General features: G+C 62.8%; 20 protein-coding genes. 19 read left to right on the forward strand and 1 reads right to left on the reverse strand.

Annotation, left to right across the window (positions count from 1 at the left end):
- Positions 1-214 precede the first annotated feature (214 nt).
- From ACG33_RS12920 to ACG33_RS12955, 7 genes are all read left to right on the forward strand, one after another.
- A complete protein-coding gene (locus ACG33_RS12920; protein WP_066921795.1) occupies positions 215-1651 on the forward strand; it encodes an aldehyde dehydrogenase family protein in 1437 nt (478 codons plus the stop codon).
- Between the two features lie 225 nt (positions 1652-1876).
- Positions 1877-4117, forward strand: a complete 2241-nt coding sequence (locus tag ACG33_RS12930) for a TonB-dependent receptor domain-containing protein (RefSeq protein ID WP_066921799.1) — start codon at positions 1877-1879, stop codon at positions 4115-4117.
- A 159-nt stretch (positions 4118-4276) separates the two neighbouring features.
- Entirely contained in the window at positions 4277-5341 is a 1065-nt protein-coding gene (locus tag ACG33_RS12935; RefSeq protein WP_066921801.1) for an ABC transporter substrate-binding protein, read from the forward strand.
- Positions 5342-5343: 2 nt separating this feature from the next.
- On the forward strand, positions 5344-6357 hold the full coding sequence (locus ACG33_RS12940) for a FecCD family ABC transporter permease (protein ID WP_066921803.1): 1014 nt from the start codon (positions 5344-5346) through the stop codon (positions 6355-6357).
- A 43-nt stretch (positions 6358-6400) separates the two neighbouring features.
- On the forward strand, positions 6401-7231 hold the full coding sequence (locus tag ACG33_RS12945; protein ID WP_066921805.1) for an ABC transporter ATP-binding protein: 831 nt from the start codon (positions 6401-6403) through the stop codon (positions 7229-7231).
- A 56-nt stretch (positions 7232-7287) separates the two neighbouring features.
- Positions 7288-7578, forward strand: coding sequence for a hexameric tyrosine-coordinated heme protein (locus tag ACG33_RS12950; protein ID WP_066923411.1), 291 nt, complete (start codon positions 7288-7290; stop codon positions 7576-7578).
- A 453-nt stretch (positions 7579-8031) separates the two neighbouring features.
- Positions 8032-10368 (forward strand): TonB-dependent receptor, encoded by a 2337-nt coding sequence (locus ACG33_RS12955; protein ID WP_066921807.1) that lies wholly within the window; start codon positions 8032-8034, stop codon positions 10366-10368.
- A 325-nt stretch (positions 10369-10693) separates the two neighbouring features.
- On the opposite strand, the gene ACG33_RS12960 is transcribed toward ACG33_RS12955, so the two are convergent.
- Positions 10694-11575: an LLM class F420-dependent oxidoreductase gene (locus tag ACG33_RS12960; protein ID WP_066921810.1), complete on the reverse strand. Its 882-nt coding sequence runs from the start codon at positions 11573-11575 to the stop codon at positions 10694-10696.
- A gap of 245 nt (positions 11576-11820) precedes the next feature.
- Here ACG33_RS12960 and ACG33_RS12965 point away from each other — a divergent pair, with 245 nt between their 5' ends.
- From ACG33_RS12965 to ACG33_RS13020, 12 genes are read left to right on the forward strand one after another with little or no spacing between them, the layout of a single operon-like run.
- Positions 11821-12585: an SDR family NAD(P)-dependent oxidoreductase gene (locus ACG33_RS12965; protein WP_066921813.1), complete on the forward strand. Its 765-nt coding sequence runs from the start codon at positions 11821-11823 to the stop codon at positions 12583-12585.
- A gap of 29 nt (positions 12586-12614) precedes the next feature.
- A complete protein-coding gene (locus ACG33_RS12970; protein WP_066921815.1) occupies positions 12615-13433 on the forward strand; it encodes an SDR family NAD(P)-dependent oxidoreductase in 819 nt (272 codons plus the stop codon).
- Positions 13434-13449: 16 nt separating this feature from the next.
- Positions 13450-14286, forward strand: coding sequence for a hypothetical protein (locus ACG33_RS12975; RefSeq protein ID WP_066921817.1), 837 nt, complete (start codon positions 13450-13452; stop codon positions 14284-14286).
- 48 nt (positions 14287-14334) lie between these two features.
- The gene (atpD, locus tag ACG33_RS12980) at positions 14335-15726 is read left to right on the forward strand and encodes a F0F1 ATP synthase subunit beta (protein ID WP_066921819.1); all 1392 of its coding nucleotides are present in this window, start codon (positions 14335-14337) and stop codon (positions 15724-15726) included.
- Positions 15723-16139, forward strand: a complete 417-nt coding sequence (locus ACG33_RS12985; protein ID WP_066921821.1) for an ATPase — start codon at positions 15723-15725, stop codon at positions 16137-16139. Before atpD ends, ACG33_RS12985 begins: the two co-directional genes overlap by 4 nt.
- A complete protein-coding gene (locus ACG33_RS12990) occupies positions 16129-16416 on the forward strand; it encodes an AtpZ/AtpI family protein (protein WP_066921823.1) in 288 nt (95 codons plus the stop codon). Before ACG33_RS12985 ends, ACG33_RS12990 begins: the two co-directional genes overlap by 11 nt.
- Positions 16413-16724: an N-ATPase subunit AtpR gene (locus tag ACG33_RS12995; RefSeq protein ID WP_066921825.1), complete on the forward strand. Its 312-nt coding sequence runs from the start codon at positions 16413-16415 to the stop codon at positions 16722-16724. Before ACG33_RS12990 ends, ACG33_RS12995 begins: the two co-directional genes overlap by 4 nt.
- Positions 16724-17407, forward strand: coding sequence for a F0F1 ATP synthase subunit A (locus ACG33_RS13000; protein WP_066921827.1), 684 nt, complete (start codon positions 16724-16726; stop codon positions 17405-17407). Before ACG33_RS12995 ends, ACG33_RS13000 begins: the two co-directional genes overlap by 1 nt.
- Positions 17404-17694 carry a F0F1 ATP synthase subunit C gene (locus ACG33_RS13005; RefSeq protein WP_066921830.1) on the forward strand — a complete coding sequence of 97 codons (291 nt, stop codon included), beginning with the start codon at positions 17404-17406 and terminating at the stop codon, positions 17692-17694. The genes ACG33_RS13000 and ACG33_RS13005 overlap by 4 nt, the downstream gene beginning before the upstream one ends.
- A gap of 2 nt (positions 17695-17696) precedes the next feature.
- The gene (locus ACG33_RS13010) at positions 17697-18470 is read left to right on the forward strand and encodes a F0F1 ATP synthase subunit B family protein (protein ID WP_066921832.1); all 774 of its coding nucleotides are present in this window, start codon (positions 17697-17699) and stop codon (positions 18468-18470) included.
- Between the two features lie 37 nt (positions 18471-18507).
- On the forward strand, positions 18508-19995 hold the full coding sequence (locus ACG33_RS13015; RefSeq protein ID WP_407696500.1) for a F0F1 ATP synthase subunit alpha: 1488 nt from the start codon (positions 18508-18510) through the stop codon (positions 19993-19995).
- Positions 19979-20890, forward strand: a complete 912-nt coding sequence (locus tag ACG33_RS13020; RefSeq protein ID WP_066921836.1) for a F0F1 ATP synthase subunit gamma — start codon at positions 19979-19981, stop codon at positions 20888-20890. The genes ACG33_RS13015 and ACG33_RS13020 overlap by 17 nt, the downstream gene beginning before the upstream one ends.
- Positions 20891-20965: the final 75 nt, after the last annotated feature.

A 20965-nucleotide genomic window follows, 5' to 3' on the forward strand; every position in this document is an offset into this window, starting at 1 on the left:
CGTCGTGTGAGTTTGTTCGTTCGCGTGCCCCAGGCGTGGTCCAACCATGCTCGCCTTCGCACGGGAAAACTGTGGCACAGGCCGCGCGTCCGGCCGTTTCGGGGAATGTCCTACACGCGTGTGCGTGCGTATCCTCAAGCGCGTAACATGCCGATACGATGTAAATGATTCGTTCGATCCATTATCGAATATCCACGGTCGGGGCAGAAGCGCCATGTACGATCTTCGAAAATTCTTTATCGACGGCGCCTGGGTCGTCCCCGCCGGTCGGCGGGAACACCCGCTTATCGACCCGGCGACGGAGACCGCCATCGGCAAGATCCTGCTGGGCACCCCCGAAGATGTGGATGCGGCAGTCCGCGCGGGCCGAACCGCCTTTGCAACCTGGCAGCAAACGACGCGCGAGGAGCGCATCGAGCTGTTCGAGCGCATCATCGAAGCGTATCGGGCCCGCACGCAGGAAATGGCCGCCGCGATCTCGGATGAAATGGGAGCGCCGATGAGGTTCGCCTTGCGCGCGCAGGCAGCAAGCGGACTCGGCCATTTCGGTGCCGTACTGGCTGTACTGAAGGATTTCGAGTTCGAGGAATCCATCGGCTCGACCCTGATACGACGCGAGCCGATCGGCGTATGCGGTTTGATCACGCCCTGGAACTGGCCCATCAATCAGATCAGCTGCAAGGTGGCGGCCGCGCTGGCAGCCGGTTGCACCATCGTGCTCAAGCCCAGCGAAATCGCCCCGATCAGTGCGCACCTGTTCACCGAAATCCTGGTGGAAGCCGGTGTACCGAAAGGCGTATTCAACCTGATCGATGGCGAGGGAACCACCGTGGGCGCAGCCATCTCGCGCCATCCCGACATCGATATGGTGTCGTTCACCGGGTCGACACGCGCGGGGGTGCAGGTCGCCAAAGCCGCGGCCGATACAGTCAAGCGCGTGTCCCAGGAGCTGGGCGGAAAGTCCGCGAACATCATCCTGGAAGACGCCGACCTCGATGCTGCAGTCAAGGACGGCGTGCGGGCGATGATGGTCAACACCGGCCAGTCCTGCAACGCACCTTCGCGCATGCTGGTACCCGCAAGGGTCTACGATAAAGCCGTGGCGATTGCAAAAGCCGCCGCCGGCCAGCCCGTCATAGGCAACCCCAAGGCGGACGGCACCACCATGGGTCCGGTATCGAACCGGCGACAGTTCGAAAAGATTCAATGCCTGTTGCAGCAAGGCCTCGATGAGGGCGCCACGCTCGTGGCCGGCGGCCTGGGACGACCGGAGGGCCTGGAAAAGGGCTATTTCGTAAAGCCGACAATCTTCGCCGATGTGCGTAACGACATGACCATCGCGCGTGAGGAGATCTTCGGTCCGGTCCTGGTCATGATCCCCTACCAGGATGAAGAGGAAGCCGTCCGCATGGCGAACGACACCATTTATGGACTGTCCGGCTATGTGTATTCCGGCGATCGGGAGCATGCGCGCCGCATTGCCCGCCGGCTGCGCGTCGGCATGGTGCATCTCAACGGCGCCCCCACCGATATCGACGCACCCTTCGGCGGTTACAAACAGTCCGGCAATGGCCGTGAATGGGGTCGGGAAGGTCTGCAGGAGTTCCTGGAAATCAAGGCCATCATGGGCTACTCCGACACCGGCGGCTGATCCGCAGGCGATAACCATCTTCAAATCACATCAATCGTTATATACAATGATATATTGCGTGTTCTGGATTGCGCATTCTGGAAGTTGCCGGACAAGGCTTTGAGAAAGCTCTTCACGACACCCTGAGGCCGGAACAGACAAGCGTACGCGACAAGCCCATCGACAGGCCTATCCATCGCCAGGCCTATCGTTATATACAAGCTAATATTACCAAGGAAAATAAACATGTGCAGACGAGCAGCCGCGATCCCGGCGCCGGCCATCACCCTGCTGGCGAGCCTCCTGGCCACGGCAGCAGGCTCGCCGGCCCAGGCGCAAACCACGGTTCCGACCAGTACCGCCACGCCGTTCAGGCTGGGCACCATCGTCGTGACCGACACGGCGACCGAAATCGGTGAAATCGGCGCGGACCAGGTGGGCGCGGTCGTGACCCGCGAGGAAATGCGGCGGTTCAACCGCGACAACATCGCCGACGCATTGAACCTGCTCTCCGGCATCACGCTTTCCCACGGCCAGAAAAACGAACGACGCGTGTCCATCCGCGGTTTCGAAACGACCAAGGTCGGCTTGTATGTCGACGGCATCCCGGTCTACATCCCCTTCGACGGCGCGGTGGACATGAGCCGCTTCACCACCGCGGATCTGGCGGGCATCCAGATCGCCGACGCATTGAACCTGCTCTCCGGCATCACGCTTTCCCACGGCCAGAAAAACGAACGACGCGTGTCCATCCGCGGTTTCGAAACGACCAAGGTCGGCTTGTATGTCGACGGCATCCCGGTCTACATCCCCTTCGACGGCGCGGTGGACATGAGCCGCTTCACCACCGCGGATCTGGCGGGCATCCAGGTCGCCAAGGGCTTCACCTCGATGGCCTACGGCCCCAACGCCATGTCCGGCGTGATCAATCTCATCACGCGCAAGCCGACGGAAGCTTTCGAAGGCGATGTCATGGTCGGCTTCGGCGAGGGCAACGAGCGTCAGGCGCAAATCAATGCCGGCACCAACCAGGGCCTGTGGTACCTCCAGGGGAGCCTATCGCACCTGGAAAGCGACTGGTTCCGCATGTCCTCCGATTACGAGCCGCCCCAGGTCGTGCCACCAACGATCCCAACGACCGAGAACGGCGGCCGGCGCAACAACTCCTACCGGAAGGACCAGAAGGCCTCCTTCAAGATCGGTCTGACGCCGAACGACACCGACGAATACGCACTCAGCTACATCAGGCAGGAAGGCGAAAAGGGCCAGCCGCCCTCGGCCGTCGTGCGCGGCAACCAATTCTGGCGCTGGCCCTACTGGGACAAGGAGAGCATCTACTTGAACACGCGCACCGCGCTCGGTGACCAGGAGACGCTGAAGGTCAGGCTGTATCACGACACCTTCGACAACGCGATCGACATGTACACGGACGAGACCTTCACGCAGATCGTGGGCACCGGCCCCAGCGTCTACAACGACAAGACCACCGGCGGCTCGGTCGAACTGGAATCGACCCGCATCGACAACAACACTCTGCGGCTGTTCGCCTTCTACAAGAAGGACGTCCACGACAAGGACGACGACTCCTACGTCCCCACCAGGTACGACCGGATGGAGGACGAACTGGTCTCCTACGCGATCGAGAACAACTACCAGATTCGTCCCGACCTGCTGATTTCGCTGGGTGCCGGCCGCCACCGGTTGAAGCCGAACGAGATCTACAAATCCGACGTGGCGGGCCTGACGCTGCCGAGCGCGAAGTCGGCGACCGACGCGCAGGGTGGCCTGTTCTACGAGTGGTCGGCGCAGACGCGCTTCTACGCCACCGTGGCCAGGAAGACCCGCCTGCCGTCGCTGCAGGACCGCTATAACGCGAACTTCGGCAGGTTCATCGAAAACCCCGGCCTGCAACCGGAAAAGTCGATCAACTACGAGGTCGGCTATCAGGGCACGCTCTGGCGGGGCGCGAAGGCGGAAGCCGCGATCTTCTACAGCGAGGTCGAGGACAAGATCCAGGACTGGGCACCCAACCCGGATTCTCCCTGCACCGCCGGCACCAACGTCTGCCAGCGGCGCAACGTCGGCAAGGTGCGCTATCCAGGCATCGAACTCAGCCTGCGCGCGCAGCTGTCGTCGCAGCTCGAACTGGGAGGCAACTTCACCTATCTCGATCCGGAGAACGTCAGCAATTCGGAAACGAAGGTCCTCGACGTGCCGAAACGCAAGCTGACGGTGCACGCCCTGTACCATCCCATCGACGCCGTCGATGTCGTCGCCTTCGTCGAGAACAACAGCGACCGCTGGGTATCGAACACCGTGCAGCTCGGCAACTACACCACGCTGAACGTGAAGGCCGCCTATCGGCCGACGAAGGCGCTGACCCTGGAAGCCGGCGTCAACAACACCGCCGACAAGGACTACTCGTTCTCCAACGGCTTCCCGCAGCCCGGCCGCATGTGGTTCGCCAACACCAGCTACCGGTTCTGATCCGGGGCAGGCGGATGGCAGCCTCTTTGTACGTCGACATTTCACCATGAAAGCAGCCGTCAATACATCCGCCGTTATCCTGCTGCCGGCCCTGCGGCCGGTCATGAGGCGGGTCGTCGTGCTCGACGAATCCACCCTTCCCTTCGCCGCCGCGTGAACATGCGGCGGCGTGACTTCCTGCAAGCCCTGGCGCTTGCCTCGTGGTCGGCGGCCATTGCCTCACCGACAGCGGCAAGAACGGCGAGGGCGGCGGGTACCGGCATCGCCGCCGCCTTCGGGGAGATACCACCGTCGCAGCGCGTGGCGCGCATCTTCGCTGCCGGCGCGCCGGCCGGTATCCTGGTCAACGCCCTGGCGCCGGAGAAGCTGCTCGGCTGGCCGCTGCAACTCGGCAAGGAGGCCCGTTCCTGGCTTGCGCCGGCGGCGCGCGACCGGCCCTTTCTAGGACGTCTCGGCGGACGCGGCAGCACCGTGTCGGTCGAGACCCTGCTGCAATTGAAGCCGGACCTGATCCTCGACGTCGGCAGCACCGATGCCACCCATGTCTCCGCCATGCGGCGGCTGGCGGAGCAGACCGGCCTGCCCTGCCTGCTGATCCAGGGCCGCCTCGCCGAGCATCCGGTGCAGTTGCGTGAAGTCGGACAGCTGCTCGGCGTCGCTGCGCGCGGTGAACGCCTGGCGGCCTGGGCCGACGATACGCTTGTTCGCGCCGCGCGGGTACGTGCCGCACTGACGCCGAACGAGCGCCCGCGTGTTTATTTCGGACGCGGCGCCGACGGCCTTGAAACCGGACTGGCGGGTTCGATCAACATGGAGGTGATCGACGCCGCCGCCGGCATCAACGTCGCCGCGGCCGCCGGCCGGGGCGGTCTGGCACGGGTATCGCTGGAACAGATATTGGCCTGGAACCCGGATGTGATCATCACCCATGACCGTAACTTTGTCCGTCGGGCGCTTCGTGATCCGCTGTGGCGTGCGCTCGAGGCGGTACGCGCCGGGCGCGTGTACTGTGCACCCAGCACGCCCTTCGGCTGGCTCGACCTGCCGCCGGGCATCAATCGCCTGATCGGCGTGTGCTGGCTGCTGGCGCGACTGCACGCCGGCCGCTCCTTTGCACCCACGCTCGAGGACGTGCGCACCGACACCGACGAATTCTACCGGCTGTTCTACGGCACCGATCTCGCGACCAGTGCATTCGATCGCCTGCTGGAAGGCGACGCTTGAGTATGCCGGCCCGTCATCGCGTATCGCTCTGGCTGGTCGCCGCGGCGCTGCTCGCCACGATCGTCGCCACGGCCTTCGCTGTCGGTAAATATCCGGTATCGCCGAGCGATCTGCTGCGCGCGCTGGCTGGACGCCTCGCCGGGACGGACTCCGGCCTGCCACAGGCGGTGGAAACGGTGATCTGGAACATCCGCCTGCCGCGCATCGCCGCCGGCCTCCTCGTCGGCGCCGTGCTCGCCGCTGCCGGCGCCGCCTATCAAGGCATGTTCCGCAATCCGCTGGTGTCGCCGGACATCCTGGGCGTATCGACCGGCGCCGGACTGGGTGCCTCGCTCGGCATCTTCCTGAGTCTGCCGCTGGCCGCCGTGCAGGGCCTGGCCTTTGTCGGCGGGCTGGCGGCCGTCGGTATCGTCTACCAGATCGCCAGTCTGGTGCGCCGACACGACCCGGTACTGGTCCTAGTGCTGGCCGGCGTCGCCATCAGCGCGCTGCTGGGTGCCGGTATCTCGCTGATCAAGATTCTCTCCGACCCCTACGCCCAGCTTGCCTCGATCACCTTCTGGCTGCTCGGCGGCCTCAACGCGGTGACCTGCAGCGAGCTTGCGGCAACGGCACCCGCCATGCTGGCCGGCCTGGTGCCGATGGCACTGTTGCGCTGGCGCATGAACCTGCTCAGCCTCGCCGACGAGGAAGCCTCGGCGCTCGGCATCGATGTCGTCCGCCTGCGCCTGATCCTGGTCACCGCCGCCACGCTGAGCACCGCGGCCACGGTCTCGCTGGCCGGCATTGTCGGCTGGATCGGCCTGGTGGTGCCGCATATCGCGCGTTTGCTGGTGGGCCCCGATTTCTCGCGCCTGCTGCCGGCCTCGCTGCTGCTGGGTGCCGGTTTCCTGGTCATCACCGACACCCTGGCACGCACCGTCGTGTCCATGGAACTGCCGCTGGGTATCCTCACCGCCTTGGTCGGTGCCCCCTTTTTCCTGTTCCTGCTCGCTCGCGGTGGAAAGACGGCATGAAGGCGCGACGCCATATTGAGCACACAACGTCCTGGATACCATCATGAGCGCCGCGGCGGCAATCGAAGCGCGCGCGCTGAGTATCGGCTACCGCAACCATTGCGTCGGCACGGACATCTCGTTTGCCGTCGCCGCCGGTGAGGTGCTGTGCCTGCTCGGTCCCAACGGCAGCGGCAAGACGACGCTGTTCAAAACCCTGCTCGGCCTGCTGGCGCCGCTGGCGGGTGAGGTACGAGTGCTCGACGAACCGGTCTGCGGCTGGCCGCGAGCCGCCTTCGCCCGTCACGTCGGCTATGTGCCGCAGGCGCATGCCGGACTCTTCGCCTTCACTGCCGAGGACATCGTGCTGATGGCGCGCACCGCCCGCCTCGGCCGGTTCGCCGTGCCTTCGCGACACGACCGCCAAATCGCTGCGGACTGTCTCGCGGCGCTCGGGATCGGCCATCTGCGCCAGCGCATCTATACCCGCATCAGCGGCGGCGAACGCCAATTGGTATTGATCGCACGCGCCCTGGCACAGCAACCGGTATTACTGGTGATGGACGAACCGACCGCCAGTCTCGACTTCGGCAATCAGATCCGGGTGCTGGAACACATCAACCATCTGCGCACCCAGGGAATCGGCGTGCTGATGTCCACCCACCAGCCGGAGCATGCCCTGCGTGTCGCCGACCGTATCGCCCTGCTCGCGCCGGGGGGTCTGGTCGGTATCGGCGCTCCCGTCGCCATCGCCACGCCGGCGAATCTCGCTGCGCTCTACGGCGTTACCGAGGATGCCGTCGCCGCTGCATTCGCATTCCCTAATGGCATTCCAGCGCCTACTGCCCTACTCTCGAACGCAGCGCATCATCGCGCCGCCAGGAGAATCTCATGATGCAAGCCAACAAATCGATTTCGGCACTGACACTGGCCTTCAGCTTGTGTGTCTTCATGCTGCCGGCGAATGCCCAGGAGCACTCTGCCGCCAAGAGCGAGCAGGCCTGGCTTGCATCACTGATCACGAAGACTCCCCAGGAAGGCTTCGAGCTTGCCACGACGCTCGCCCGGCGGGGTGTTCGGGCGACGCAGCCCGACACCGAGGTCCTTCGCGATCTGCGCAGCGTCTATGCAAGCGACCCCGATAGTCTCATTGCAGCATCGAGCGTCGTGGCGATTCATTTCCAGACGATCGCCGCGGCCAATGACTATTGGCGCTCATCCGGCACGCAGGCGCGCGACTGACCGCACTCGGCAGGCGTTTCGTTTCCTGATGCAGACTTCGAAGCGCCGCAGACCAAAACCCATTCCGGTCAAAACGGCCAGCACCACCAATAGGCCGAAGGAACTGACCCAGGCATTGAGCGAGACGCCTGTCGGAATACTGGCAGCGTCATTTTTTGAGTGCCTTCATCCATGAGCGGCTGTGGCATTTCCGCAGCTGTTTTGGTCCTCAGGGAGCAATGAAACCATCGGCCTGATCTAGAGAAGTCATCGCTACGATGCGAGGGTTCACGAGGCGGGATTTTAAGGCCCATCCGCCAAAACCACTATGTTCGGCGGCCACGTCGGCGAGTATTTTCCCACGGGTCTTTATAGCGAGCTCAATCAGCGCTGTGGTAAGGTAACTACCGAATAATATTATCTCTTACGCTAAGTAGGAGTTCTGGCCATCCCCTAGCTCAGGGAGATCGATCGATGCTGAACAAGAAGATCCTGTCACGCAACCTGCAGGCCGGTCTTGCCGCCGGCGCGGCGATTGCGGGATTTTACGGTCACGAAGCCGTTGCTCAACAGCAACAGTTCACCGCCAGCGGTATTCAGGAGGTGATCGTCACTGCCCAAAGGCGCGAAGAATCTTTGCAGGATACGCCGATCGCGATTACGGCGATTTCGGCCGAAGAGCTCGCCGACCGTGGTATCACCGACTATCAGGGTGTGGCGGCGACTACTCCCGCCATCACCTTTACGCAATATCCAAGTTCACCGAACACCTTCATCCTGTACATGCGGGGGCAAGGTGTATCGGATGCGATGCAGGTGACCGTCGATAGCGCGGTCGGTCTTTACCAGGACGGCTTCTATATCTCCCGGCCGCAGTTGATCACCTTCGATCTTGCCGACATCGAACGCGTGGAGGTGCTACGCGGCCCGCAGGGTACCTTGTACGGACGCAACACCACGGGCGGCGCGGTGAACCTGATCAGCAAGAAGCCCTCGGGTGAATTCGGTTTCAAGCAGGAACTCGGCTTCGGCAACAAGGGCCGGCTGCGAAGTCTTTCGGTGCTCGATCTGCCCAAGTGGAACGGTCTGTCCGCCAAGCTGTCCTTCCTGAAGCGTGAACAGAACGGCTATGTGAAAAACCTCGGTACCGGCCATGATTTCGGCGAGGAGGATCAGATTGCCGGACGTGTGGCGCTGCGCTGGGATGTGGGCGGACCCGTCACGGCGGATTACTTCTATGAGCGGGGCGATCTGGATTCGACGCCGACCTACTATACGAACTCCGGCCTGGTCGGATTGATTCCGGGATACAGCGACAGCGGCAAGCCGGAGTCGCACACCTACCGGCCTTTCGATCTGGAGGAGAGTAAGGGTACGTTCGAGGCGCACGGCCTGACGCTCGCCTGGAACGTCAACGATGCGCTGACGCTGAAATCGCTCACCGGCTATCGGGAAATAAGTGTCGGCTATTATCAGGATTATGGCGATGCCTTTTTCACCAGCTATCGCACCTTCGACGATATTCGCTCGCATCAGTTCTCCGAGGAGCTGCAGGCGGTGGGCAGCCTGTTCGACGGCCGTATAGACTATGTCGCGGGCCTGTATTACTTCGATGAGCACGTACGCCACTTCGAGAACCTGACGATCACGGAACTCTTCCCGCCGCCGCTGCTTCTGGTCAAGGATCGCTATGTCGAGGGTGACTCCAAGTCCAAGGCGGCCTTTGCCCAGTTCACCTGGACACCGCCGGTACTGGACGACCGCCTATCGCTTACTTTCGGCGCCCGCTACACCAAGGATGAGCGTCAGGCCGAGCGACAAATGCTGGATACTTTCTTCGGTTTCCCGATTGGGGAGGAGCCCACTCCCGGCGTTGCCAACTCAAACTCGGTGAAATACAACCGTTTCAATCCGGCCTTCACGGCCAACTACGCCTGGACTGACGATGTCAGCTCCTATCTGCGTATCGCCACCGGCTACAAGTCGGGAGGCATGTCCGAGGCGGTGGAGGCCGGGCGATTCGCTGAACTTGCCTATAAGCCCGAGAAGGTTTTGGTCTATGAACTAGGCCTCAAGTCCTACCTGCTCGATCGTCGCGTCCGCCTGAATGCGGCGGTGTTCGAAAGCAAGTTCGACGACATGCAGATGTTCTTTACCACTAATCCGACCGATCCTTCCGTGGTACTAGCCCTCAATGCCGGCAAGGCCACGGTCAGGGGGCTTGAGCTGGAGGCACTCTGGCAGCCGATCGAGGCACTGAGCTTCACCCTCGATTACAGCTATCTCGATGCGAAGTTCGATCGGGTGCTAGCACCGGCCGGCACGATCTTCGATCCGTCGGTGAATCCCTATTCGCCCTACCAGATCGGCGATAACGTCAAGGATGTATTCGTGATGCCGTATGCGCCGGAAAACAGCATCAATGCGGGGCTCAGCTGGACCCTCCTGAATATGGCTACCGATTCATTGACGGCCGTCCTGAATTATCGCTGGCAGGATAAGACCTACATTACCTCTCCTGCAGGGCCTGCCGTACCGGGTCGAGATCTGTATTCACGCCCCTCCTTCGGGCTGCTCGATGCACGTTTGGTCTGGAGGACCGAGCTTGCCAATCAGGCCAAACTGCGCGTCGATCTATGGGGCAAGAATCTGAACAATCAAAAATGGCCGGCTGAAGTCATCGCTCAGGGCAACTCCATTCCGCTACCTGACTCGGTGACCGGGGATTATTCACCGGCAGGCTGGACCTCACAGGCCGCGACCTGGTCGGAACGCCGTACTTATGGGGTGAACTTCGTCTACGAGTTCTAAATATCACTCACCCTATAAAGAACAGGATCGAAGGCAGAACCACAGGCAAGCCCGCGCATTGCTCACCAGGCCGTAACAGACGGTCGAATGCGCGGCCTGCCGCAGGCCACTCCAGACGCCGCATCATCGCCTGATGCGGCGTTTTTTTGTCATCAGCCTTGTTGATTTCTCACTGGTTGATCTATCGGCGAACCGCAGCAACCCTTCCAGGAATCCCCATCCCTGAAAGCGGCACGGATATCGGACTGCCGATGATGGTATGGATGTCTGCGGCTACAGAAGCCGCCGGATGGACGAGCGGCGTAACCCCCTCCGGCGGCTGACCTTACCGGGGTGTCAGGCCGCAGACGGCGGCGCATTCCTCCAGGCGCCGGCAATGCGCCTGCAATCCCGACAGCCCGTCGTCCATCATGTTCAAGACGGCATGGGTGGCCCCGAGACGCCGCCATGCTTCGACATAGCCCGGCCACTGGGTGTCGCTGCGTGCAGCCACCACATAGCCTTCGATCCCCAGGCTGGTCGGATCCCGACCCTGTTCGGCGCAATAGGTACGCATCTTTTGTACACGCTCGGCACCGGCGGCATCGGGTAGAAATGGTGGCAACCAACCGTCTGCTGTTCTGGCGATGCGGCGCAATACCCCATCGGGTGCTCCGGCTCCGCCGCCGCCGAGCCAGATAGGAACCGAGCGAGCGGGATGCGGCGCAATGCCGGCATCGGTAATGCAATGATGCTGAGTCTGGTAGGTCACGGCTCGCTGCGTCCAGATCAGGCGTAAAAGCTCGATCTGCTCGTCCAGGACCGCACCGCGTGATTTAAAGTCGGCTCCAAGTGCCTCGTATTCTACTTCGTTCCAACCGGTGCCGACGCCCAGGCGAAAGCGCTGCTCAGAGAGCATGTCCAACTCGGCCGCCTGCTTGGCGACCAGTACCGTTTGTCGCTGCGGCAAAACCATGACGCCCGTCACCAGCTCCAAGTGGCGCGTCATGCCCGCGATAAAGGAGAGCAGCACCATCGGTTCGCGAAACTGGGTGTCGATATCATAGGGTCCATTCCAGCCAGGTCGACTTGCAGGATTGGCGCCGACGACATGATCGATGGCGATGACATGGTGGAACCCCAACGCCTCCGCCGTCTCGACATAGGCGCGAATCGCTGCCGTGTCGCTGCCGATCTCGCATTGGGGAAAAACTACGCCGATATGCATATCGTTTCTTTGAACTGCCCACAACAACATCAAGGATGCTGACAAAACCAGGCAGGCTATGCAAGGAAGGGGCAGCGACAAGTTCACCAGCCGGCCGCTCTCGACGGCAAATAAAGTCCGGCGCAACCGCGCATGCCGACGATTCGGACAGCACATCACTAGTCCCAACGGACGATGCAATGAACGCACCGCTGTTCCAACAATGAAAATGGGGCCGTGCGTCGTCAGACCTTGGGGAGTAGAACATGCGTCTAAAGGACAAGGTAGCTGTCATCACTGGAGCGGGTAGCGGCATCGGACGGGCTACCGCCGAACTGTTCGCCGCCGAAGGGGCCGCCGTACTCGCCAGCGACCTGAATGCCGGCTCTCTCGAAGAAACCGTCGTTGCAATCCGCAGCGCAGGCGGCAGGATCATCGGTGTACAGGGCAATGTGACCTTACGCGCCGAGGCCGAGGCCATGATCGATCAAGCGATCGATCATTACGGCCGGATCGACGTGCTGGTCAACAATGCAGGCGCCATGGATTACAACCACGGTGTCGGCTCGGTGCCCGATGACGTCTGGGACCGAATGTTAGCCGTCAACCTCACCGGGCCGATGTTCACCAGTCGCCGTGCAGTGCAGTGCATGCTGACCGGCGGTGGCGGTGCCATTGTCAACGTAGCCTCGGCTGCAGGCGCCAGCGGTGCGGTGGCGGGTGCGGCTTACACCTCCTCCAAGCACGGCCTGATCGGCCTGACTCGCAGTACCGCCTGGATGTATGCGCAGCAGAATATCCGCTGTAATGCCATCCTGCCCGGCGGCGTGCAGACCAGTATCGTATCCAGCATGGACCCCAACAAGTGGGATGCCGAGGGCACGGCGCGCGTCGGCGTCTTTCACCAGACCATGCCCGGAATTCTCGAACCCATCGACATCGCCCTTCTGGCGCTATTTCTGGCCAGCGACGAGGCACGCCAGATCAATGGCGCATTGGTTTCCGCCGACGGCGGCTGGCTGGCGAACTAAGCCTCGTGGGCGTGGGAGGTTCCGGCAATATGGCCTTGAACGATGTCCGGCTGATGGAACTCTTCGGTCTGCAGGATCGCTCGGCGGTCGTGAGCGGAGGTTCATCCGGTATCGGCCGCGCCGTGGCGGAATTGCTGGTCGCTGCAGGGGCACGAGTCGTCGTGGCAGGCTCGACAGCATCCAAGGTGGAGGCGACGGTCGCCGATCTTCAAGATCGCAGCGGCCGTGCTGCCGATATCCTGGGTGTACCGGCCGATATTACCCAGGAAGCGGCGGTCGTGGCGCTTTTCGATCGCGCCGCGGAAGCTTTCGGCGGCGTGGATGTGATGATCAATTGCGCCGGTATTTATCCGGTCGTACCTTTTACCGATACCTCGGCCGAACTATGGGATCGGGTGCACGCCGTCAACACGCGGGGAGCTTTTTTGTGCATGCGCGAGGCGGTGAAAAAGATGCTGATCGATGACCGCGGCGGCGCCATCGTGAACGTGTCATCGCTCGCCGCCCGCATGACCATGATCCACGGCCACGCGCCCTACGGCTCCAGCAAGGCCGGTGCCGACATGCTGGTGAAGACTGTGGCCATCGAATACGCCCGTCACAATATCCGCGCCAATGCCGTACAACCCGGAGCGATTCTTACCGACACATTGACCGCGGCCAACATGCGCTATATCACCGAGAAATTCCCGTTGATCGGTCCATCGAACGATCCGGCCCGATTCCCCATGGGGCGCATCGGTAATGTCGAGGAGGTGGCATCGACCTGCCTGTTCCTGGCCAGTCCAGCCTCCGCCTACATCACCGGTCAGGTGATCGCCGTGGACGGCGGCCTGTCCCTGAGTTGATTGGAGTCTATCGACCATGAGCACCGCCCAAAGCAAGTGGTTTTCCGCAAATCCGGATAAGGCCTGGGCCGAGAAACTCTTTCTGAGTTTTACGCCGGTTTTCATCGTCTTCAATCTGGTCGTACAGAAGATGGGCTGGCTCGATACCGGCAACTTCTGGAACGTGGTGCAAAATCTTGCCATGTGGATCCCATATCTGGTGTTGCTGCCCTGGTGGCTGCGGCGCCGCTCCGGCTTTGCCTGGCGTGACAGTTACTGGTTCAAGGTCAACATCTACATGGCGGTGTATGTGTTCTTTGCCACGTACTTTCATACCGAATGGTTTTTTTCGGCTCTGGGGCTGCGCTATCATTTTCCCAACGTCAGCTGGTATTTCGACTCCGCTCTTGCCGGCCCGGATCAGGTGACGGCGCTGGCGCAGCATCAGCGCATTCCGCTTGGGATGTATTTCAATACCATGGCGTTTTTTATCGTCTATCACACGCTGGCGGTCATTTTGATGCGGCGTATCCGCGCACTGGCGGGAGATTGGGGACTCGCCGCGAGAAAGGCAGCGTGGTTTGCCATCGTACTCATCACAAGCATTTTTTTCGCCTGGGCTGAGACTTTCTTTTATATAACGCCGGATATCGCCAACCATGTGTATTACGTGGACAAGGAAAAGATGCTGGCGGTCGGTACCTCGCTGTACGTACTGTATCTGATCGTCAGTTTCCCGAACTTCTTTCGGCTGGACGAGACCATCGATACCCGGTGGAGTCTCAAGGACTGTGTCGTGCAGGCCAGCTTCGTCAGCATGTGGATCCTGCTGCTGATCGATCTCTGGGTACATATCTACGGCCGCATCACCTGAAGCTTGCCGCCGGGCCCCGCGAAGACACGCAAAAGGAGGGCGGCACTGATGAACGGTTGTCTCGCGGACGGCACTGCCGCCGGCACCGTCGTCGCGATCCGCGGCGGCATCGTCGATGTCGCCTTTACCGGCAACAAGAATGTACGCATCCGGGAACTGCTGCAGGTGCGTGAGGTGCCGATGGTCGTCGCTTCGCTGGTGGACGACCGTACCGCACGCTGTATCGCGCTGGGCCCGGTGCGCGGGCTGGGTCTGGGCATGCCGGCTTCGACTACCGGGGGGGAGATTCAGGTACCCGTAGGCGAGGCGCTGCTCGGGCGGATGCTGAATGTTTTCGGCGCCCCCATCGATGGCCTGCCGCCGCCCGAGGTTGAGCTGTACCGCCCGATCCACCGGCCACCCCCGTCCCTTCCGGAACGCGTGCTGCGTGCCGAGGTGCTCGAGACCGGCATCAAGGCCATCGACCTGCTATCGCCCATAGAACGCGGCGGAAAAACCGGTCTATTCGGCGGTGCGGGAGTAGGCAAGACCGTCCTGCTCAGCGAGCTGATCCACAACACGGTAGAACATCACCATGGTGTCAGCCTGTTCTGCGGCATCGGCGAGCGCTCGCGCGAAGCGGAGGAACTCTGGCGCGAGATGGATGAAGCGGGCGTGCGCGATCAGATGGTGATGCTGTTCGGGCAGATGAACGAAGCACCCGGCGTGCGTTTCCTGGTCGGCAATACCGCATTGACGATGGCCGAGTTTTTCCGCGACGATCTCGGACAGGACGTACTGCTGCTGATCGACAACATCTTTCGGTTCGTGCAGGCCGGGTCGGAAGTTTCTGGTCTGCTTGGCCGTATGCCCTCGCGCGTCGGCTATCAGCCGACGCTGGCCACCGAACTGGCGGCATTCCAGGAACGCATCGCCTCGACGCGCAAGGGCTCCATCACCTCGATACAGGCGGTCTACGTACCGGCCGACGACTTCACCGACCCGGCGGCGGCGCACATCTTCTCGCATCTGTCCGCCTCGGTTGTGCTGTCTCGCAAGCGCGCCGGCGAAGGCCTGTACCCGGCGGTGGATCCGCTGGTCTCATCTTCCGTGATGCTGACTCCCGCCGTCGTCGGGCAGCGTCACTACGACATCGCCCGCGCGGTGCGGCGCACGCTGGCAGAATACGAGGAACTGCGCGACATCATCGCGATGTTGGGGATCGAGGAGTTGTCGGCGCACGATCGCACCATCGTCGCACGTGCACGCCGCCTGGAGCGGTTTTTGACGCAGCCCTTTCATACGGTATCGGCGTCAGCCGGTGCCGGCGGCAGGTCGGTGTCCATCAACGAGACGCTGGACGGATGCGAAACCTTGCTGGAGCAGTCCAGCTTCGACCGGCCCGAAGGCGCCTATTATATGATCGGCGGTCTATCGGACCTGAAGGAGGCTGCCGCATGAGCATGGCCGATCAGATGCAGGTCTACGTGAGGCTGCCGGCGCGCATCCTGTTCGAAGGGCCGGCAACCCGCCTGGTCGCAACCGCCGCCAACGGCAGTTTCGGCATCCTGCCCAATCACATCGATTTCGTGACCGCCCTGGTGCCCTCGGTACTGCTGGTGACACCGCTGGATGCACCCGAGCAGGTCTTCGGTATCGACGAAGGACTGCTGCTCAAGAAGGGACACACGGTCGAGATCGCGGTGCGCCGTGGCGTGCATGGTGCCGATCTGGAGAGTCTGCGCGAAACCGTCGGCGAACGTTTCGCGGGCATGGAAGACGAAGAACGTGCCTCGCGTGCGGCGCTGTCGCGACTGGAAGCCGACATGGTGCGCCGCTTTGCCACCCTGCGCAGGCCGCACCATGAACAATGAAACCGATCCGTCGGCTGCGGACATCGTCAAGCGAGCCCGTCGCATGAAGGCGGCACGCGATAACCCAGGACCCAGCCCGCTGCGCGGCATTGGGGTGTTCGGGATGATCGGCTGGTCGATCGCCGCGCCGACGGTCGGTGGCGCGCTGCTTGGCCTGTGGCTGGATCGAGTCGCCCCACGGGGGTTTTCCTGGACCATCGCACTGCTGCTGGGCGGGCTGGTGCTGGGGATACTGGTGGCCTGGAACTGGATTGGCAAGGAAGGAGGAAGGGAATGACCTCCATCGACTGGAGCGCCATCGGACTTGGCATCGTGGCCGGCGCGGTGGGGGGCGCGCTGTTTTTCACGGGCCTGGCGCTCGGGCTGCACCAAGCCTTGCGCTCGACACGACCGGGGGTGGTCCTGCTGGTCAGTGCCGTACTGCGCATCGCGGCCATGGCAGCGCTGGGCTGGTTGGTTGTCGTACGAGCTGGGACCGTGGCGCTGCTGACGTTTTCGCTGGCCTTCCTGGTCATGCGGATCCTGGCCGTCGCACTGAGGCGGCGACTACCGGCGCATTTACTTGCCAAGCCGGAGGCACCCTGATGCCACTGAGCCCGGACAACTACATCGTATTCACGATCGGCGGCCTCGCCATCAACAAGACCATCACCAACACCTGGGTGGTGATGGCGCTGCTGACCGGGGTGTCTTATCTGATCACCCGCAACCTACGCCCGGACGTGCCGCCGAGCCGCTGGCGCATCACATTGGAAGTCATCGTCAGTGGTATCCAGGACCAGATCGCTGAGATCACGCAGCGCCGCGACCGTCAGCTGTTATCCTTCGTCGGTACGCTATTTCTGTTCATCTTCACCTCAAATCTGATGACGGTGGTGCCGGGCTTCGATGTGCCCACCGGTTCGCTGTCCACGACCACGGCGCTGGCGTTATCGGTCCTGGTGGCCGTCCCGCTGTTCGGCATGAGCAGTCACGGGATGCGTGCATACCTGCGCACCTATCTCGAACCCTCATTCATCATGCTGCCGTTCAACATCGTCAGTGAACTTTTGCGCGCGATTTCACTGGCCATGAGGCTGTACGGCAACATCATGAGCGGCGGGGTGATCGTGGCCGTCCTGCTCAGCGTAGCACCCTTCTTTTTTCCGGTCATGATGAGCATGCTGAGCCTGCTGACCGGTGTCATTCAGGCCTATATCTTTTCCGTCCTTGCCACCGTCTACATTTCCTCGGCCATGGCGGCCCAGACCACGAAGGTTCCCAAATGACTGAATACTCTCTTATCGCGATCATCTCCGTCATCACCGCAGGCCTGACCGTAGCGGTGGGCGCGACCGGTGCGGCGATTGCTGAAGGCCGCACGGCCGTGGCCGGACTGAACGCCATCGCACAGCAGCCCGATGCCTCCTCCACGCTGTCGCGAACCTTGTTCGTCAGCCTGGCCATGGTCGAGTCCAGTGCCATCTATTGTTTCGTCGTCGCTTTGATTCTGGTGTTCGCCAATCCGTTCTGGAGCACGGCGCAGGAAGTGGCCCGGCAGGCGGCAGGTGGCTAGGCATGTCGATCGACTGGGTCACCGTTGTCGCGCAACTGCTCAACTTCCTGGTTTTGGTATGGCTGCTTAAACGCTTCCTCTATCGGCCGATCCTGGATGGGATCGATGCCCGCGAGAAGGAAATCGCCGAACGCATGGCCGAGGCGGCGAAGGTTCGCGAGACTGCGCAGGCCGCCCATGCCCGGCACCAAGCCGAAATCGCTGCGCTGCACGCGGACCGGCATGAAACCCTGGAAGGCGTGCGCCGGATTGCGCAGGCCGAACACGACAACCTGCTGGCGCAGGCTCGCGAACGGCTGGCGGCAAAGCAGGCCAGCCAGGCGGCACAGCGCGCCGAGGAGGCGCGCCGATACACCATCGACCTGCACCGCAGCGGCGCCGAAGCCTTGCTGTCACTGACCCGCAAAGCCCTGTCGGATCTGGCCGATGAGATCCTGGAACAGCGCATCATCGCCCATTGCACGGCGCAACTCGGCGAAGCCGCCGAACAACTGCGCGCAGCCGGCGGCGACAGCCATGAGGTCGTGGCGCTCACCCATGAACCCTTGCCGCCGGATCTGGCCACGCATCTGCGCAACGAGCTAGGTCGCGTCCTGCCCGGCGTCTCGGTGCGCTTTGAAACCGATCCGTCGCTGGCCTGGGGCCTCACGCTGAAGCTGGGCGGCGCGCAGGCCGCGTGGACACTGGACAGCTACCTCGACGCGCTGCACACAATCCTGGAAGACTTCGCCGCACGGGCGACAGCAACGACAGCGACGGTATCGGCCGATGCCTGATGCTGGGGCCGGCACCAGCACCGGCGCACTGGTGGAGATGCTGCTGGAAAGCACGCCCGTCCTGCCGGCGATCAGCGAGATCGGCCGGGTGGTCTCGGTCGGTGACGGCATCGCCATCGTTGCCGGCCTGGCACGCGCGCTGTCGGACGAACTGCTGGCATTCGCCTCGGGAGTGCGCGGCATCGTCTTCGATCTCGAGCCGGACCGGCTGGGCGTCGTATTGCTGGGACCGTCCGAGAAACTAAGTGTAGGCGAAGACGTTCGCCGGACCGGCGAGGTCGTCGGTGTTCCGGTCGGACCCGCGCTGCTGGGGCGTGTCGTCGATGCGCTGGGCAATCCGCGCGACGGCATGGGGCCGATCGCCAGCACCCTCTTGCACCCGGTCGAGGCCGAGGCGGCCGCAATTCTACAGCGGCGTCCCGTCACACGCCCGCTTGCCACCGGGGTGAAGGCAATCGATGCCGCCGTGCCGGTGGGCCTGGGCCAACGTCAGTTGATCATCGGCGATCGGCAGACCGGCAAGACCTCGATTGCTGTCGACACCCTCCTGAACCAGAAGACCACCAAGGCGGTTTGCATCTATTGCGCCATCGGCCAACGCGGCGACGCGGTAGCCAAGGTGATCGGTGCGATCCGTGACGGCGGCATGATGGATCGGTCGATAATCATCGCCGCCGGCAACGAGGATGCGCCTGGGCTGGCTTACATCGCGCCCTATGCCGCGATGTCGGTAGCGGAGAGCTTCGCCGCCAAGGGTCGCGATGCACTGGTGGTGCTGGATGATCTGACCCACCACGCCCACACCTACCGCGAGCTGTCGCTGCTGCTGCGGCGGCCGCCCGGCCGCGAGGCCTTTCCGGGGGATATTTTCTACCTGCACGCGCGCCTGCTGGAACGGGCCGGGCAGTTCGCACCGAGTATCGGCGGCGGCTCGATCACCGTGCTGCCGGTGGTCGAAACGCAGGCTGAAAATCTGTCGGCCTACATTCCCACCAATCTGATCTCGATCACCGACGGGCAGATCTATCTATCGCCCCGGCTGGTACAGAAGAACCAGTTCCCGGCCGTCGATCTCGGCATTTCGGTATCGCGTGTCGGCGGCAAGGCGCAAAGCCGCGCCTTTCGCGATGTTGCCGGCAACCTGCGGGTAACGCTCGCGCAGTTCGAGGAACTGGAGGAGTTCGCCCGTTTCGGCACCCGGCTCGACGAAGTCACACGAGCGCGGCTGACGCGCGGCGCCGCGACGCGTGCCGCACTGCGTCAGGCCGAGCGCGATCCGATGCCGGCCGCCGAACAACTGGCCGTGCTGCTCGCGGCGATGGATGGATTGCTCGACGGTATGACGGAGGAGCGTACCATCGCGGCAATGCACGCGATCCGCACCGCGGTCCGCGCCGACGACACCGGCCTGGCGGTAAAGATCGCGAACAACGAGAAGCTGACCGACGAACACCGAACACGGATCATCCAGGCGGCGCGCGGCGCGATCGCCGCCCTTGGCGGGCACGATGGCACAGACGCTTGAACTGCTGACGCTGCGTACTGAAACGATGCGCGGCATTCGCAGCATCGTGCGCACGATGAAGACGATGTCCGCGATCAACGCGCAGCCCTACGAGCAGGCGGCGCGCGCCATCGGCGCCTACAGACAAACGGTGCTCGATGGCCTCCATGCCTTCGTGCAATGTTACGGCCCGCTGCCAGCCGGCGCCGCGCCGCAGGCCACGCCGGTCGTCATCGCGTTCGGCTCCGACCACGGCCTGTGCGGCAACTACAACGAGATCGTCGCCGCCGAGGCGGCTCGGACGATGCAGCCGCATACCTGCGCCACCCGGCTGATCTGCGTGGGTGCACGTATGGAAGAGGCCTTGGCAGGACGGGATATACAAGCCGAAGCAACACTGTTCCCACCCGCCACGCCGGATGGTCTGCAGCGGCTCGCCGCCAGCCTCATCACCCGCCTCGATGCGATCCGGCTTACGGCACCCGCGGGGGACGTCGTCGTATCGCTGGTGTTCATGCAGCGTGCCGGGCACGGTCGGCAATTCTCCGTGTCCCAGCGGCTGCTGCCGCTCGACCCTGCGCTGGTCGATGCGCTCGTGCAGCGCCCGTGGTCCTCGCGCAGCCTGCCGCGCGCTGGTCTGCCTGCAGATCGCTTACTGGCGGCATTGATCCGCAACTACCTGCTCGCGGAACTGACCCGTGCTGCGGCAGAGGCGCTGCTCACCGAGAACGCCACCCGCCTGGCCAGGATGCAGCAAGCCGAACAGTCCGTCGATGAACGGTTGGAAGCGCTGGCCGCGGAGGTACGTACGGTCCGGCAGGACGAGATCACTACCGAATTGCTGGACGTGATCATCGGATTCGAAGCGCTGAAGGAGCGGGACAGGAGCCAAGACATACCCCGTCCCGGCAGCTAGACGTAAGTTCCTACTACGCGGAGCGAAAGATTCCCTTGTAGATCAGTGAGCTGATCATCTTTGCGGTGTCGGCTC

It is taken from the genome of Steroidobacter denitrificans (assembly GCF_001579945.1).
Classification (GTDB): domain Bacteria; phylum Pseudomonadota; class Gammaproteobacteria; order Steroidobacterales; family Steroidobacteraceae; genus Steroidobacter; species Steroidobacter denitrificans.